General features: G+C 42.1%; 12 protein-coding genes. 3 read left to right on the top strand and 9 right to left on the bottom strand.

What is annotated here, in order from left to right; translation table 11 throughout:
* Positions 1 to 20: 20 nt before the first annotated feature.
* The 7 genes from RXX31_RS00060 to RXX31_RS00030 form a co-directional block, all read right to left on the bottom strand.
* Positions 21 to 785, bottom strand: coding sequence for a hypothetical protein (locus tag RXX31_RS00060; RefSeq protein ID WP_317587065.1), 765 nt, complete (start codon positions 783 to 785; stop codon positions 21 to 23).
* Entirely contained in the window at positions 775 to 2073 is a 1299-nt protein-coding gene (locus RXX31_RS00055; RefSeq protein ID WP_317587064.1) for a hypothetical protein, read from the bottom strand. The genes RXX31_RS00060 and RXX31_RS00055 overlap by 11 nt, the downstream gene beginning before the upstream one ends.
* 18 nt (positions 2074 to 2091) lie before the next feature.
* Positions 2092 to 3489: a hypothetical protein gene (locus RXX31_RS00050; RefSeq protein WP_317587063.1), complete on the bottom strand. Its 1398-nt coding sequence runs from the start codon at positions 3487 to 3489 to the stop codon at positions 2092 to 2094.
* Positions 3471 to 4649 (bottom strand): hypothetical protein, encoded by a 1179-nt coding sequence (locus RXX31_RS00045; RefSeq protein WP_317587062.1) that lies wholly within the window; start codon positions 4647 to 4649, stop codon positions 3471 to 3473. The genes RXX31_RS00050 and RXX31_RS00045 overlap by 19 nt, the downstream gene beginning before the upstream one ends.
* Entirely contained in the window at positions 4649 to 5365 is a 717-nt protein-coding gene (locus tag RXX31_RS00040) for a hypothetical protein (RefSeq protein ID WP_317587061.1), read from the bottom strand. The genes RXX31_RS00045 and RXX31_RS00040 overlap by 1 nt, the downstream gene beginning before the upstream one ends.
* 29 nt (positions 5366 to 5394) lie before the next feature.
* Complete coding sequence (locus RXX31_RS00035) at positions 5395 to 6294, bottom strand: hypothetical protein (protein WP_317587060.1); 900 nt, start codon at positions 6292 to 6294, stop codon at positions 5395 to 5397.
* Positions 6295 to 7026: 732 nt separating this feature from the next.
* Positions 7027 to 8664, bottom strand: coding sequence for a BCCT family transporter (locus RXX31_RS00030; protein ID WP_317587059.1), 1638 nt, complete (start codon positions 8662 to 8664; stop codon positions 7027 to 7029).
* A gap of 636 nt (positions 8665 to 9300) precedes the next feature.
* On the opposite strand from RXX31_RS00030, the gene RXX31_RS00025 reads away from it, so the two are divergent.
* From RXX31_RS00025 to RXX31_RS00015, 3 genes are all read left to right on the top strand, one after another.
* The gene (locus tag RXX31_RS00025) at positions 9301 to 10413 is read left to right on the top strand and encodes a two-component system response regulator (protein WP_317587058.1); all 1113 of its coding nucleotides are present in this window, start codon (positions 9301 to 9303) and stop codon (positions 10411 to 10413) included.
* 36 nt (positions 10414 to 10449) lie between these two features.
* Positions 10450 to 12879 (top strand): ATP-binding protein, encoded by a 2430-nt coding sequence (locus tag RXX31_RS00020; protein ID WP_317587057.1) that lies wholly within the window; start codon positions 10450 to 10452, stop codon positions 12877 to 12879.
* A 343-nt stretch (positions 12880 to 13222) separates the two neighbouring features.
* Positions 13223 to 13714: a VOC family protein gene (locus RXX31_RS00015; RefSeq protein ID WP_065303750.1), complete on the top strand. Its 492-nt coding sequence runs from the start codon at positions 13223 to 13225 to the stop codon at positions 13712 to 13714.
* A 113-nt stretch (positions 13715 to 13827) separates the two neighbouring features.
* On the opposite strand, the gene RXX31_RS00010 is transcribed toward RXX31_RS00015, so the two are convergent.
* Positions 13828 to 14766: a LysR family transcriptional regulator gene (locus tag RXX31_RS00010; protein ID WP_317587056.1), complete on the bottom strand. Its 939-nt coding sequence runs from the start codon at positions 14764 to 14766 to the stop codon at positions 13828 to 13830.
* Positions 14767 to 16142: 1376 nt separating this feature from the next.
* Positions 16143 to 16503 (bottom strand): group II intron maturase-specific domain-containing protein (locus RXX31_RS00005; RefSeq protein ID WP_317587055.1); only part of this gene is annotated, 361 nt, incomplete at its 5' end.

Below are 16503 nucleotides of genomic sequence, written 5' to 3'. Positions count from 1 at the left end.
TGCTACCGTCATCTTTCTCATCAAAAGTAAGAGGAGAGATCCCCTGCGCTTTCCGCTTGCTGCTCAAATAGAGTTTTTTCGATATCCAGCGCTAAACGTTCACATTGCTGACTGCTGCAGGACTTAGCAAGAAACTGACTTTCTTCAAGGTTCCCTTGGTCATATTTCCACTGAGCAAGCCAGGTCTTCACTTCATTTCGAGTGATAAGAGATCGATCAACATACTGCTGATAGTATTGGTCCGCTTTGCTCTCATCAGATTGAGCCAACAACAAAGTGACTATTCCGGCAGCATCCATCGCCACGCTCGACTCTTTCATTAACAGCGGCAGTATTGGCTTTATTTTTCCAAACTGCTTAGTCTCGTAATACGCGACCACATAGTTCAACGCCGTCGTATAAAGATTAGTTTTATAACCGGTGTCATTAATCACGGCAGAGCATGAAGCCTGATCTTTCTCCAGCGATGAGAACTGTATATTGGTTAACTCATAACTCAGGTTCGCAAACGGCCAAGTATCGAAGCGCTCATCAATCCATTCACCGTTAACCAGCTTATCTTCGTATTGCTTTCTCAGACTCAGTCCTAAACCTTTACGGCAAAGCGATTTGATTTGTTTCGTTGTCAGCGCATGCTCTCTTGATACCACTACCGAAATTTCAGTACCATTCTCGCTAACGAGATAATCAGTGCCGTTAAATGACCAGGCTTGTGGCTCAGAAGCAAAAGCTGGCGGGCCGATAAGGCCCACCAGTATTAACGTAAATCTGCTATTACAGATCATTCGCATTACTCACTTGGCCAGATGGGCCTTGAGTATTGTTACTACCATCGGTCAAACCACCTGTCGTAGAGATCTTATGATTGTAGCCAACAGTTTGACCTTCACGTACTCGCTGCTTGTTTTCTGCTGCCGCTTGTTTTGCCGCAGCTTCCAAAGAAGGTGCATAAACTGCTACCGCCAGCATCCAATCGCCATCATGGCTCTTGAAGGTTTTCACAGACACACCAGCAGGCACTTTACCCGACGCAAACGATTTGTATGAGTCTGTGCTCTTGATGTTGTTAAGGAAAGTGTGCTGGGTTTCTGCCAACACTTTCGCATCAGCCGGGTTGATGCTGTCTGGTTCGTATTCAAATTGCTCATTTTTCTCAAGCTGATTCTCAGTGAAACCACCTTCCCAGTAGACTTGCTCACCTTGCATTACCGCAATCAAACCATTACGCGCTTTGGCCTGAGCCTGAGACTTAGACATGTTTAACAGTTTGCGTTTTACGGCGTTGTTTTTGTTATCTCGGATGATTGAAGAACCAAAACCAAGAACAAAAGACTCACCTGTCTCTGCGTTGGTAATGACTTTCGCGCCAACTGGTGGCATGACACCCGTTTGGAGGTCTGCAATGATCTGTTTGAAGATAATATTCGGCTCAGTAGTCTGTGTGATTGCACCTACTTTGCGCTTGGTTTGTTCACGTGTTTTCGGTGTTGAAATTAAGCTAACACGGACTAAATTTTCACTTGGATCGTCAAAGACATCAAAAGTCACGTAACCTGCTAGCGCGCCCTGAACAGACTCCGCACAATTATCGCTCATCATACTGGTCGTATTGGCGACACTTTCAGTTGCGGTATCGATAGCATCCATTGTTTCGTTAATAGCCGTCGCACACATATTGCTCATGCCTTCCATGTTTTCAACCAGTTGCTTTTTAGCAATTTGGAATGCTTTCATGTACGCTGCACGTTTAGAAAGTAGCGTCGCGTTGCGGTTCTGGTACGTTTCGTAAGTCCCTGAGCCTGTGGATAGAATACCGATGCCAGAACCAACAGCGATCATTTTGACGCCATCGCCTTCCTCTTCAATCAAGCTTTGGTGAGCAACAAGCACAGCCGCTTTAGGGTCTTCAGCAACAACAACGTCACCTACTTCTTTAACGCCACTAGTATTCACCGACTGTGTTTCAGTCGCATTTGTTGCTGGCACTAAATCATTAAGATCGAATTCTGCACTTGCGTGTGCAGTACTAAAGGCACTCGCAAGTACCAATGAAAGGAGTGATTTTTTAAACATACTAATCCTTTAAATGTCCTAAAGTACGTTAATTTGATAATCGTTTAAGACACGTAATTTTGACGGGTAATTGGGCTGATGGATGCGCAAGGTTGGTTCGATATACTGCGCGAGATCATTGGCGTTATTCATGGAACGAAGCTTAACGACAACTCTTCCAGAGCGACTTTCAATATTAATATCAGATACACCATTAATTGCGCTGATGAGTGTGAAAAGTTGCCCTTGCTTTCCTGCTGCCGCTGGCGAGAAGATCAACTCTCGAACTGGCCCACCACGCATCGCCATTTTTTGAACAGCACCGTGTAAAGCCTGTGTTAACGCGGTTTTATTTTTCTCAACAGCCAGGTGAACAGAAGCGAGCTCATTGAGCATGCCTTCTTTATTTGGCAAGGTCATTAAGGTTGGGTCGTTATGCCACTCGCCGTATAAATTCCCGCTACGATCCTGCATTTTCGCTGACAACGCCAGCTGTAAACCAGAAGGTGTTACTTTCTTTTTTTCCTTTACTTTAAGGATAACCGTGGCCTGCTCAGGTGCAGACGAAAGGTCAAACCCCATATTTGCCAATGAAGTAGAGAAAGTAGAACGGACTACCGGAAGATGAGCATCCACATAAACAGCAGGCTGACCTAAGCTCTTTATAAGTTGAGCAATTTTCTCTTGCACTTTCTGACGCTCAACAGAGACATCTAACGTGATAGTCAGCACACCGTTTGGTTGCATTTGGCTTGCAATTTCACTCCATCCAGTAATCATGCCTTGTGACTGCATCGAAAGAGACTGAACCGCTACATCGTGGAGGTCGAAGTCATCACTTGTTGAGTTCGCAGACATACTCGAATAAGACTGTTGCAAATAACCTGACTTCACCATGACGCCAAGTACCTGACTGATTGCTCTGCGAAATGCATCTTGTTCTGCTGCCTGACGCGCACTTAAGCCCCGAGCGTTATTCGCTTTGCCTTCTCCCACAACGACCACAGAAACCGTTGGTTCAGAATCCCAGGAGATACTTTCGTCGCCGGAGGATGAGTTTGCCTTAGGTGGCGTCACACGAGCAGTCACACAAGTATCATCCCCCATTAACTCTGGCTGGCTAAAATCAGCACTGATCAACCCTTGATCAATACCCTCAACTAACATGTCCCGCGTAGCCTGATTAAATTGATCGTTTAGCAACTCTGAGTCATCGGTTGACAATGACATGCTAACTTGCCCCTTCAAGAAAAGACGCAGATTATTTAGCGCGTCGGCTTTTGCGGCTTCGATGGCCAACGCTCCACGTCCATATGAACAGCCTTGTTCAATAAGAACCAGTGCTGACTGGCTCTTATCGAGTTCAAGAGCATTTACTTGCGAGGCGGACATCAAGCTACTTAAGACAAGACAAGTACTTAACCTTCTTGTGCCCATGTGCTGCGTTCCTTCATGAATTCCATTGGTACGCCGACACTGACCGCAAAAATTCGACGTTGACGATCCGGACGGTAGATACCACTTTCAGCCTCATCGCGTACTTGATCTGCGAGCTTGCTGTCTTTCCAGAGCACAATTTTTCCCTGTGCACTTTGTTGGCTAGGGTTGACAGTCGCAACACCAATCGGCTCTACAAACCCAGCGCTGTATTCAAAAACCACCATGGTTTCATTTGGTAAAACACCTGCATTTTGTCCACGGTCAAGTGAAATTCGATCACCCTTAATACCCTGAACTTGAGCTGTGGCCGGCATTTCTTTCAATAGGCGGGTCAACATGATATCGAAGCCACGAGATGCCATTTCATTCATGACAGAGTCAACATCTTTGCTGCTGGTGTAGTTAAAGCCGCGGTAGTAATCACCGTTAGCAATGACCGTTGTGTAGCTCTTTTTGTCACGCACATCGAAGTTAGATACCCGGATTTTACCAATGTTTGGGTAACTCAACTTTTCACGCGTATATGGGTCAATAACGCCCGTCGTCATTTCCATCGAAGTTTGGAATAAAGACTGAGTTGACCCGAAAAGCATATCGCCAGTCTTTAACACATCCACTTTCATGATGTAATCGGTAGAAAGCTTCTCACGACTACTCATCTTCTGAGCAACCTTAACTGCACCTTCATCAGCAAGGATTTCTTCCAGTGCCGCGTTTACTGATTTGGTGTCACGAGTCAGGATGCGGAAACGGTTTACACCTGCAAACTGAGTTTCTAGCGTGTTTTCCAGCGCTTTGGTTTCAAACTGGCCAATGCTACTGTGCATAGAGTTAAAAACATCCGCAGACTTTCCTTGCAAGCTTTCACTCACGTCGGTTTTTACATCACCGAAATAAAGGCGAATAGTCTTTTTAGCCAGCGGACAACGGGCATCTTTTTCATTGGCTTCGTAAGAACAGAACTGAAGACCTTGAGTATTAAAATACGCTGGCACTTCAATATCACTATCTTCGAAATCAAAAGCGGATTTACCAATGATGAGTGACGAGTTACCGGCATTGCTTTCAACTGCGTAAGTCTGCTGACTGGGTGTACTGTTACATCCAGCTAGCACAAGACCTGCAGCGACTAACGTTGCGATCTTTGAATATTTCATTACGACTTCACTTGCTCTGCTACGACTTTGTCTAGGTTCTCTAGTTGATCAATTGTGTTTTGATCCAAAGAAATCATTTCGTTAGCGTCGTAAGCCAGTACTGAACGCGCTTTTAGTTCGTTATACGCCTCTACCACAGGTACAACTTCTTTTTCAGCATCTTCATCTTCAGATGAACTTGATGCAAAAGACAACACATTACCCAAACCCGCCAACGCAGACTCTTGAGCGATTACTGTTGCGTTTTGAGATGCAATAATAGCAATTTCACCTGTCTGCATAGCAATATCCGTCGCTAGCTCAACGTTTTTATCGAAGATTGAGTCCGATGCTGATTTGTAAGCGTCTACCTGAGGGCGAATCTTTTTGTTTTCTGGCTTACCTTCGTCAAAAGCGTTCATTGCGATCAGCAGTTCTTCATCAGATTTTTCTGAGTTTATTGCCAGGAAACCTGCAACATCAGCGTGTTTATCTGCAAGAGTGCGGTAGTCTTGGAAAACAGCACATTGGCGTTCTTGGATAGACACCATGATTTTTGACACTTTATCCACAGCGTAAGAAACAGGGGTGTACTCGGTACCTAACTCAGCACAAGTTTTTGTTAGTTGTGTGCTCATTTCGTTACGGTCAACTGTTGCTGATTCCATACCCGGCATCGAAGAACACCCAGCTAGTACAGAAACAAATAGAGTAGCCACTGCTGTTTTCTTAAACATTTTTTTATCCTTTAATATTATTAATTCATTCAATCAAAAATCGAATAGATAGACTCATTTGTTAGTTTTTTAATTAGTTTTTTCCTGGCGTCATCCGTTGCTTCCGCCAAGCTTTTTGGCGACTCTCCTAACTCAGTCACCAATTTTTGTGCGACCATCACTCCAGGTGCTGCTGCATCAAAAACTCTGAGTTGTACGTTCTGCCGTACAATGAAATTTTTCCCAACTCTTCCATTACGAGAAGAGGTTTTTATGTAGATAGCAATTTTGCCGTGAGGGCTAGAAATAGAGTTGTTTGACAGTATGCCCGTTAACTGACCGGCGAATGCGTCTGGTGAAGAACGAAATGAGACCGAAAACTTGTGCGCCGACCCTTCTAATTGTTTCTGCACGCGATGGTAGACAGGGCTTAAGTTACTCGCACCTTTTGCGTTAAGGGAGCTCAGAATCTTCATATCTATTTCATTTCTAGCGACGATATCGTTTGCTTCTGAAAATCTTTTAAAATCGCCCCAACGGTCACCCAAGTTATCAAGTTTTAGTTCGGCAAGTTCATAACTGCTCTTTAGCTCACGAGTGATCTTTTCCGACCACGCCTGTCGGTCAACTTTAAAACGGAATTCACACAAGTTGTTCTGGCATTCAGAGGTAACCAACTCTAGGTTTGGAATTTCTATTGGCAGGGAGCGGAGTGAAGACTCTTGCTCATATGAACTGGATACTCGTCCGTTATTTTTGGTGACCAGGCTCTTCTCGTGAACCTCGATTTCGCTATAAATATTCAATGCCAATTGCTTTTTTGCATCAACAACAGCTTCATCCACCGTGTTTCCTATTCCTGAAACATAGAAAAAACGATCTGACAACTGCGCTTGCATACTGCCAGAAGCCACTAAAAGACTAAAAAAAATGAAAAAATAGCGAAGCAAACCCTGAGCCTAAATTTGTCAACTTGATTGAGAACTCAGGAAGATATGAAACCACTATTTATTATTCAAGTGAACAACAAACAACCAATAATTCACATTTAATGAATAAAAATTCAAAAAAGCATAAAAGTGTGACTTTAATTCCATTATGTAAATATATGACAAAACCCTTACATAGTGTAATTATTCTTAAAATGTTGCCTTATTAATGAAACTTTCCCGTAAGTCACTAATATTCAAACAAATGAATTGATGACAGTAATATCAACAAAAAAACAATTAAATATATGTGATATTGATCAACATCAACTGTTTATAAAACAATCAAAAAGGCACCAGTAAGTTTCCACAAGTTACTGTTGGGTAGGGAAAAATTGGCATATTTTCTTTACTCACTCACCCATAATATTATTAATAATTAGTCAAAATTTTCTATAACAACGCATACGCGAAAGCTTGCTGCTTACCTAAAGTTGCATACTAATTATTCAGATCCTCACAGGATATCGGGAGTCCGTTCTAAAGCGTTAGGCTCTTTCTATCCGGTCGTGTTTCTCGGAGCTTAATTAATAACTTTGCTCTATGAACCTCTGAGCGTTAGAAAATAATTTGTAGATGGTGATTCACTGGTGGGAATGAATTTGATCAGTTTATTTCATTAGCTGTTTGGTAACGAAAAAAGGGGCGCATCATAATAGGTACGCCCCAGTTTAATCGAGTAGTGTTGAGCCTTTATTTTTGGGCCCGTGGCTCGTTCATTAACCCCAATATGAGAGAGAATGTGGCGATTAATAAGACGATCGTAAATGGGAATCCCGTCGTTACGGCCATGGCTTGTGCAGCGGCTAGACCACCACCTAGCAACAATGCAATCGCAACTAAGCCTTCAAACGTACACCAAAATATACGCTGTGGTGTTGGGGCATCAACTTTACCACCAGCAGCAATCGTGTCGATAACGAGTGAACCTGAATCCGATGACGTAATGAAGAACACCACAACCAGCACGATACCAACAAATGAGGTAATGCTTGATAATGGCATTACTTCCAACATTTCAAACAACTTGAGCGGAAGTTCGGCATCTTTAACGGCTTCATAACCATCATTTACAAACTGGCTAATGGCGGTTCCACCAAAGGCAGTCATCCAGAATACACACACGGTCGACGGCACAATGAGTACACAGAAAATAAATTCACGAACGGTACGTCCACGTGATACGCGGGCAATGAACATACCTACAAATGGTGACCATGAGATCCACCATGCCCAGTAGAATGAAGTCCAACCTTGAGAGTAGTTCACGTCTTCGCGATTAAATGGCATCGACAATGCGGGGAAGTTTTCTGCATACGAAACAATGTTGTCGAAAAAGCCCGTAACGATAAATAGAGTCGGTCCAACAATTACGATAAAGAACAGCAATAATGCAGCTAATACCATATTGATTTCAGAAAGGCGTTTAACCCCACCATCTAGCCCCGCGAGTACTGATACCAGTGCAAAAGCCGTAATGACAATAATCAGGACAATTTGGGTAGTATCCGATAGCGGGATACCAAATAGGAAGTTTAAACCGGTTGCCGCTTGAGAAGCACCATAACCCAATGAAGTCGCCAGACCAAATACCGTCGCGACGACCGCTAAAATATCAATAATGTGTCCAGGCCACCCCCAAATACGTTCACCGAAAACCGGGTAGAAGACCGAACGCATCGTTAATGGGAGCCCCTTATTGAACGAGAATATGGCCAAGCCCAACGCTAATAACGCATAAATAGCCCATGGATGCAAAGCCCAGTGGTAAATTGTCGCCGCCATCCCAAGTGATTGAGCCGCTTCTGTATCACCTGCAGCCCCTCCTAATGGTGCCCAGTCTGTCCTTACTCCGTTTTCAATGACAGGTCCTGCGAGAGAGCTACTAAAGTGAGACATTGGCTCAGATACACCAAAGAATACCAACCCAATACCCATACCAGCGGCAAACAACATCGCCAACCAGCCAGCGTAACTATAGTCAGGTAACGCCTCTGTCCCGCCTATCCTAACTTTACCTAGCGGTGAAATTGCTAAGCCAATACAAACGAGAACAAATATGTTTCCGGAAAGGATGAAAAACCAATCAAGGCTAGAAGTTAACCAGGAACGCATATTGACAAAAATGGGTTCTACCTGCTCTCTGAAAATTAGGGTAGCAAATACAAATATCACAATTGCTAACCCAGAAACCACAAACACTCGGTTATGAATGTCTAAGCCAAAAGGTCCAACGGATAAAACGACGTTGTCCTGCCCGACTTGATAGTCGGTATCAATCGGGTTGGCTTTTCCGCTATGTTTGGGAATACCACCATTATCTTTACTCATTTAATGTTCCTTTATCTTTACACAACCTAATTAGGTGTAAGGCATGGATCAATTAAGTACTCGTTATCAGCCATAAGTATAAGTCTTAAAATAAAAACATTTCGAATGTATTAAAATCAAGAGCTAAGACCTAACAGTTTCAGTATATCAATAATTCTCAAATTCGGATGAACACTTACAAGAAAAACCAGACCAAAAAAAGTAAGAAAGCCTATAGATATTAGACTCCTATAAAGATGTTCACAAAATCATAAACTGGATAATTTCATTGGCAAAATGCTAAGAGTAACGTGTCTAAACAAGTGTCAATCCTAATAGTTAAGAGCAATTCTCCGCCCCATCACAAGAAAAAATGTTTAGTAAAATCTTTAATTATCAGATAATTAACAAACCTGACACGTTAATATACTTGCTAAGCAATTACCCATCACCGTGAAAGTTCCTTATCAAAAAGCCATTAAAAACTGGAACAGAGATCACTACAAGTTGAACAGCATCACTATATCTAACAAAGACTTGTGCTACATTAGCCCTAACTAATATAAAAATAATAGTGCATCGTCATTACGTGATTTATGACACTTAAGAATAAGCACTAAATCACCATTTGCCTTATCGCTGCCAAAAGGAGAAAGGATGTTCCATTTTTCTTCATCCAAGCCAACTGTGTTGGTTATCGACGATATCCCTGAGAACCTCACGCTGATGTACCAATTACTTAAAGATGATTATAAGGTAAAAGGAGCAAACGGCGGTGAGCGCGGGCTTAGACTTGCCGAAACTGCTAATCCAGATTTGATCTTGCTTGACATCATGATGCCGGAAATAGACGGTTATCAGGTATGTGAGAAACTAAAATCAAACCCAGCAACCAGCGACATCCCGATAATATTCCTCACCGCTAAAGCTGAACGAGTCGATGAACAAAAAGGGCTAAAACTGGGTGCTGTTGATTACATAACCAAACCGATTAACCCAGAGGTCGTGAAGGCACGTGTTAACACTCATGTGACGCTGAAAATAGCTTCTGATACTTTAAAAGGTAAGAATCAGATACTTGAACAAGAGGTTGAAAGACGAACCAAAGAAGCTTTGCGCCAAAAAGAAGAGCTTCACGCAATTCAAGATGTTGCCTTTTATGCCATGATTTCGTTAGCCGAAACCCGTGATAACGAAACGGGTAACCACATTAAACGTACCCAAGCTTACATAAAACGTTTAGCAGAGCAATTACGCCAAAACTCGCGTTATGATTCAGAGATGACCGATGAGTTTATTGATTTATTATATAAATCAGCGCCACTGCACGATATCGGAAAAATAGGCATTCCAGACAACATCTTGCAGAAAGAAGGCTCCCTGACCGACGATGAGTTTAGGGTGATGAAAACTCATACCACCATCGGTTATGAAGCGATTAAAAACGCAGAGAAAGTATGCGGCCAGCCCATGAAATTCTTGACGGTAGCAAAAGAGATCGCCTACTCACATCACGAACGCTGGGATGGTGAAGGATATCCATTAGGCCTTGCTGGAGAGCAAATTCCGTTGTCCGCCCGACTCATGGCGATAGCAGACGTCTATGATGCGCTCATCAGCAAACGAGTTTACAAACCTGCTTTTTCGCATTCAGACGCATTGAATATCATTGTTTCTGGCAAAGGTACTCAGTTTGATCCTGTTATCACTGAAGCGTTCGCTGAAATTGCAGACGAATTCAATGCCATCGCACAAGAATACACAAACTAGATAAGACCAGTTCTTATAGCCGTTTCTGGGACAAACATGAAAAACAACAAAATCACCACACAATCGTGGGTGTGGCGTTCAATGGTTAAAACCGGAATCATTCCCCTCATTCTGGTGGAATCGGTTCTTATTGCCGTTTACCTAATAAGTAACCACTTTATAAGTACCGACAACATGGAATACATTTACACACAAGTAAATGAAGAGTTGAAGATTTCATCGGAAAGAGAAGCGGCGATCATTCGAGAAAAACTGCTCTCAATAGAAAGTTTAACAACCGTATACCGAAACGAGACAGAACGTGTTTTATCAGAAGAACACACCATTGACCGCTCCGAAAAAGATAACCTTTCAGTGAGCGAAGATGGCGTCTTGTATTCTAAACAAGATTTAGGCGGCTCAGCTTCTTTCTACTCTGGCCTTACTACCGAAAAAGATTGGGAGAAGGTGTATAAACTCGCTCACCTTGACCCACTGATGAAACAAATCGAAAACAACAGCGATTTGGTTGCGTCGATTTACTTTAATTCCTGGGATTCATACAACCGAATCTACCCGTGGTTTTCTACTGTCGATCAGTACCCTCCCAAAATGGACATTCCGGAGTACAACTTTTACTACCTGGCAAACGCTGAAAACAATCCTGATCAAAAGACAGTTTGGACGGATGTTTACATTGATCCTGCGGGTCATGGATGGATGGCATCAGCTATTGCTCCGGTCTACAACCAAGGTTTTCTGGAAGGGGTTGTCGGGCTAGATATCAAAGTTAGTGACATTATAGAAAGCATTCAAAATCTCGCTATTCCTTGGGGCGGCTACGCTGTTTTAGCGAGTAGTAACGGCACAATTATGGCTTTGCCACCTCAGGGCGAAGATGATTTTGGCTTGAAAGAACTCACTGAGCACAGCTACCAGCAAGCAATCACAAAAGAGGTTTTTAAGCCTGATGCGTTTAACCTGCATAAACGTGACGATACCGCTGACTTGAGCGCGCGTTTACTCAAGAACACCAATGGGCTTATGCAGCTCAAACTGAATGGTGAAAATAAACTGCTATCGTGGTCGACCATACCAGAAACCCAGTGGCGCTTACTGATGATTGTTGGTGAAAACGAAATGTACGCAACCTCACGTGCGCTAGAGGAGAAATATCATAACATTGGTTACATTCTTATCTTCGGTTTAGTCGCCTTCTACACTCTATTCTTGATCCTTATCTGGCGTTCTTCCAAGAAGATGAGCGAATTTATCGCGAAGCCACTAACGCAAATCCAGAGCATGGTAAATCGAGTCGGGTTGGGTGATTTTAACTTAGCTCATGAAGGCTTCCGATTAAAAGAGCTCAACGAAACAGCAAACGCGATCATCAACATGGGTGGCAAGTTGGATAGGCTCACCTCCGAACTGACTGAGGCAAAACTTTCTGCAGAAGATGCCAACATTACCAAAAGCCAATTTATATCGAATGTCAGCCATGAAATACGCACGCCGATGAACTCGATTCTCGGGCTGTCTCACATATTATTAAGTTCAGACCTCACGGCAGAGCAAAAAAATAACCTTAAAAAAATTGACAAGTCTGGCAAGCACTTGCTGACACTGATTAATGACATTCTGGATCTCTCTAAACTTGAAGCGAATAAAATCGATATTGAGAAAGCGCCATTTGATATCCGAGCGATTATTCAAGATGTCCAAGACCTTTTCGAACACAAATCCAAACAAAATGGTGTTCATCTTATTACTAAGGTTGATCAATCGATTCCTCAACTCATTGGAGATCAACTTCGCATTAAGCAAATCCTTTTAAATTATGTCAGTAACGCCATCAAGTTTACTAAAGGGGGGGAAGTCACGATTGTAGTCGGCGTAGTGAAGAGAACTGAAAATCGTATTCACTTGCACTTTAGTGTCATGGATACTGGTATTGGTTTATCTGAATACGAGCAGTCTGTCGTGTTTGACAGCTATCAGCAGGCAGATGCTTCTACGACCAGAAAATATGGTGGTACAGGTCTTGGACTGACTATTTCTAAGCGCATCGCAGAATTAATGGGCGGTCAAGTTGGTGTCGAAAGCGAGCTCGATAAAGGCAGTAATTTCTGGTTTACCATTGAACTCGATATCGATCACTCCGGTGTATCGGTAATTCCTAAGCACAAAGAACTTCCAGAAGCAGATATGGTTGAGACCAATGAGCTTCAACTTGAGTGTGATATAAAATCTGTCGAAGAGTTTGAGTCGAAAATGGGCCACCTAACGTCGTTACTTGAAGAGAGTGATTTAGAGTCAGAATTTTATTATTCAAAACACCGTACCTGTTTTGACCAGCTCAACCCTGAACTCAGTCGCTCACTCGCTGAAGCCGTCTCTGCTTATAATTTTGACTATGCTCTCGAACTTATAACTGAAATAAAAGTCGAGTTGAGTCAATTCAAACAGACCATGTTCTCCAATCAGTAATCGTCTGTCTAAGCAATAAATAACAGGCACTACATTCAGATGCAGTACCTGTTATTTTGCTACGTGACCAACTCCGTCAGACTGGACACGTCACACTAAACCCAGCATCCAAAATGAGTGGCACGGATTAGTTTTGGGTATTAGCCTCTAGAGCTATCAGCAAATTAAAAACAAGTGCACAAAGTGCTTCAATCTGAAGACCTATCTTAGCTTTCACAACTCCACGTCATAACTAAAAATTATCATTTAAATAATTAATGATAATTTTATATAATTTACTCATCCCCATATACTTCCTTCCGTCGAAACAAAGCTGAATAATTAACGGTATTGGGAGTAAATTATGAAAATGAATCACGTAGGTATCATGGTTGGTGATATGGACAAAGCGGTTGAATTCTATACTAAAGCGCTAGGTCTTCGTATTGTAATGAACAACACTAAAGTGATTGAAGAACGAGAATCTGCGATTGGCCGTATGTGCATTGCGGTTTTCGGTGAAGGTTTTAAAGGCTTTAACATCGCTCACCTGGTAACAACAGATGGTATCGGTGTTGAACTGTTTGAGATGAAAGATCGTCAAGAACGTCATGAAGTAGATTTCTCTCGCCTGGGTATCTTCCACTTCTGCTTGCAGCTACCAAAAGAACAGTTTGATACGGCAATCAAACGTGTTGAAGAGTATGGCGGTAAAGTTCGTATGGACATCATGCGTTACCATCCAGAAGACGAGCTAAAACAAGCACAAATGGTTTATCTGGAAGACCCATTTGGCAACCTGTTTGAGTTCTACTCACACTCTTACGAAGACACTTACGCTTCAGACTATGAGTAATTAAATACGTAAAGCAAAAGGTTGGCTCTGATGCCAACCTTTTTGTATTCATTCCTAGGTCAGATACAAGGCCAAAAAGCTCATCTCTTCTGAATAGTCGTGCTTAACTCTCATCAAACTATATCAAAAGAGTTCTCGATAACCTTAATGATCTGCTCATAACGCCTGGCAAGTGGTGAATTAAGTTTGCTAATCAAGTAAACAGGCTCTTGTATCTCTGCGGAAATATCGAATATTTTTAGCTGTTCTTTGTCTGCGAACAGGTTGACGCACCATCGAGGAACTACTGTAAAACCGATCCCCTTAGCAATAGGAACCAATATTTGATGCACTTGGTTAATGTAGCTTTGTGTCGAAACATCCTCTAAATCGACCAAACGAAGCAAATCGTTGTTCGCTTGATTAACATAAGTTTGGAAATAGTGAGCCAAATCTGGATGACGAACGACTCCCAACTCCATTAATAATTCATTTATCGGCACGCTTTCGTCTGCGGAAAGCGGCAGCACAAGAGCAAGACACTCCGCACCAATAATACGGCTCGAGAAATATTTAGGATTGGGTTCTTTTGTCACTAAACCTATATCCAATTTCCCCAGCAGTATCTGCTCAAATATACGTTGGTTTGGTGTTGCTTCTAACTCAATGGATAAGTCTGGATAACTCGCTTGCAAAGAGAGTAATTCTGAATAAATCAACCAAGCGAAAGTTCCCGAACAACCAATAGTACAGCGGCCTCGGAAAGGTTCGTCGTGTGCTAAATTCTGTAATAACTCAAACTCTTCTTCAAAGTGTTTGACAGCATAGTCGTAAACTTTACGCCCGTAGATGGTTAACTCAAACTTCTTGTTAAAGCGCTTTATGAGAGGATAACCGCATGCAGCTTCTAGTTTACTGATATGCTGGCTCACCCCAGGTTGCGTCATGTGGAGCAACTCGGCCGTTTTGGTGAAGTGTCCAACATCGACCAATGTTTTAAAAGTGTTGAGCCAAATAGGATTGAGCATGGTTAGAAACCAATAATTATTAATAAATACATTTTCAATAATCATTAATTATACCAAAAGCCACCCTTTGTGTCGCTATCGCTCACAGACAGCGACAGATTCATGACGAATAAGTTGGCTGTATTGCTAAACAACACGACAGCGGTCAAAAAAGATTATCAGCATTTGGCAAACTTTCCCGAACGGCCTTTTGTTTTACCTCGAGATTTTATTAGCTTCCGAGCAGGACTATGAAAAGCATTATTTAACGCTCTTTACATATTTATAGAAAGGTCATATTGCAAGGACATAAAAATGGCCGCTTTATGAAGTTGTCGTAAACTTACATAAGTTTAGGCTATAAAAAGAGTTATCATTTTATGGTTGTATATAATATCAATTTATGGTTTTAATTATCACTTAATAGTTGCATCAACAACTCATGTTGATACAACCATAAAGTGACATTTATAATTACTTTAATATCAAATAATTAGAAAAATACAACCATATGTTGATATTGCTTAATACAACCATAAGTTGATATTTTTGTGACGATAATATTTGAGGTATCAAAGCGCAGTAAGAAACTTTCTTACAGAATAGTTCCATCACTTCACCTAGTCATGTGTAAGCCGACAAAGTCGCTTGGTGATCACATAGAAGCTGAGATCTGCACCAGCATGTCTTTAAACAAAACCGATTTAGACAGCTAACTCAGTTTGAATCTCTCTAGGTAAGGTTTTACATTGGAAACGTCTAAACAAGCGGTCACCTTTGAAAGCCACCAATAATCACTAGTATCTTGGATATTTCTAATTATTAGATGTGTTAGGCTTAGCGAAATAAAGCAAATATGGGACCTGTTTTTGTGTTGGGTAAATTCACTAATGTGCCTGACTATTTCTCTGAGATAGGTGTTTCGCCTCAAACAGTTAAACCCTTCTTAACTCAGTTTAGATTGCTTTCACTAAACCCATCAGATATATAGCGTATGATTGCCATCGAAGAATGTCGGAACATAGTTGCTCAAAAAACTACCTCTCTTGGTGTTGGTATAGTTATCCGGAACACTGATTATCAAGTTCTTTTCGATTGGTAGTACGCGGGACACTGAGACCTCTCAACTTCTAGCCAAATATCAACTTAAACACAGTGTAACCTATCACATATCATCATTGGTATTGAAGATGGCTGGCGTCAGGAAAGAGATATGAAACAGCAAAGACTATTTGTCACGGTGTGAACTAAGCGCATGTCCGTTTGGATAAGTTATAGTAGTGCAGCAACGGATTAACAAAATGTGATGAGCTTTTACTCTGAGTGATTTGGTCGGGTAGACGACACTTGTTACCAAGTGCCGTCCCCCTAAGAACCCAGCGTGCAACTTTCACTGCACTAGGCTCAAGCCTTCACGAAGGCATCGTTTGATACCCAGCAACTTATAAAGCAGCGAGAGCAGGCTCCTTCCAAGAGTTGCGAGCTTGCCTTTTTGACTTTCTCTTATCCAAGTATTCTTGGTATTGAGGGTCATATGGTGTCGCTGCACTTCGGATTTTTACATGCCTCTCGATCGGTACTTTAGCTATTTGGAAGAGATTGAACTGGCAATCCATATCCATGATCTTCTGCCAACCATGAAAATGCCATTGGCCTTTTCGGTTGACGAAGTATTTGAGGGCCACCCAAGTTTTGGATTTTGTCGGATGACGCCTCACTGCCCAGTGCCATAATGCAAGAAATAGCTTATGACCAACATATCCGAATACCTGTTTAGCCACGCAATGGCGATAATAATTAGCC

The sequence above is a fragment of the Vibrio sp. EA2 genome (assembly GCF_033042495.1).
In the GTDB taxonomy this organism is placed as follows: Bacteria; Pseudomonadota; Gammaproteobacteria; order Enterobacterales; family Vibrionaceae; genus Vibrio.
The sequence above is the reverse complement of the archived record's forward strand: the minus strand, read 5'-3'. Positions and strand labels throughout refer to the sequence as shown.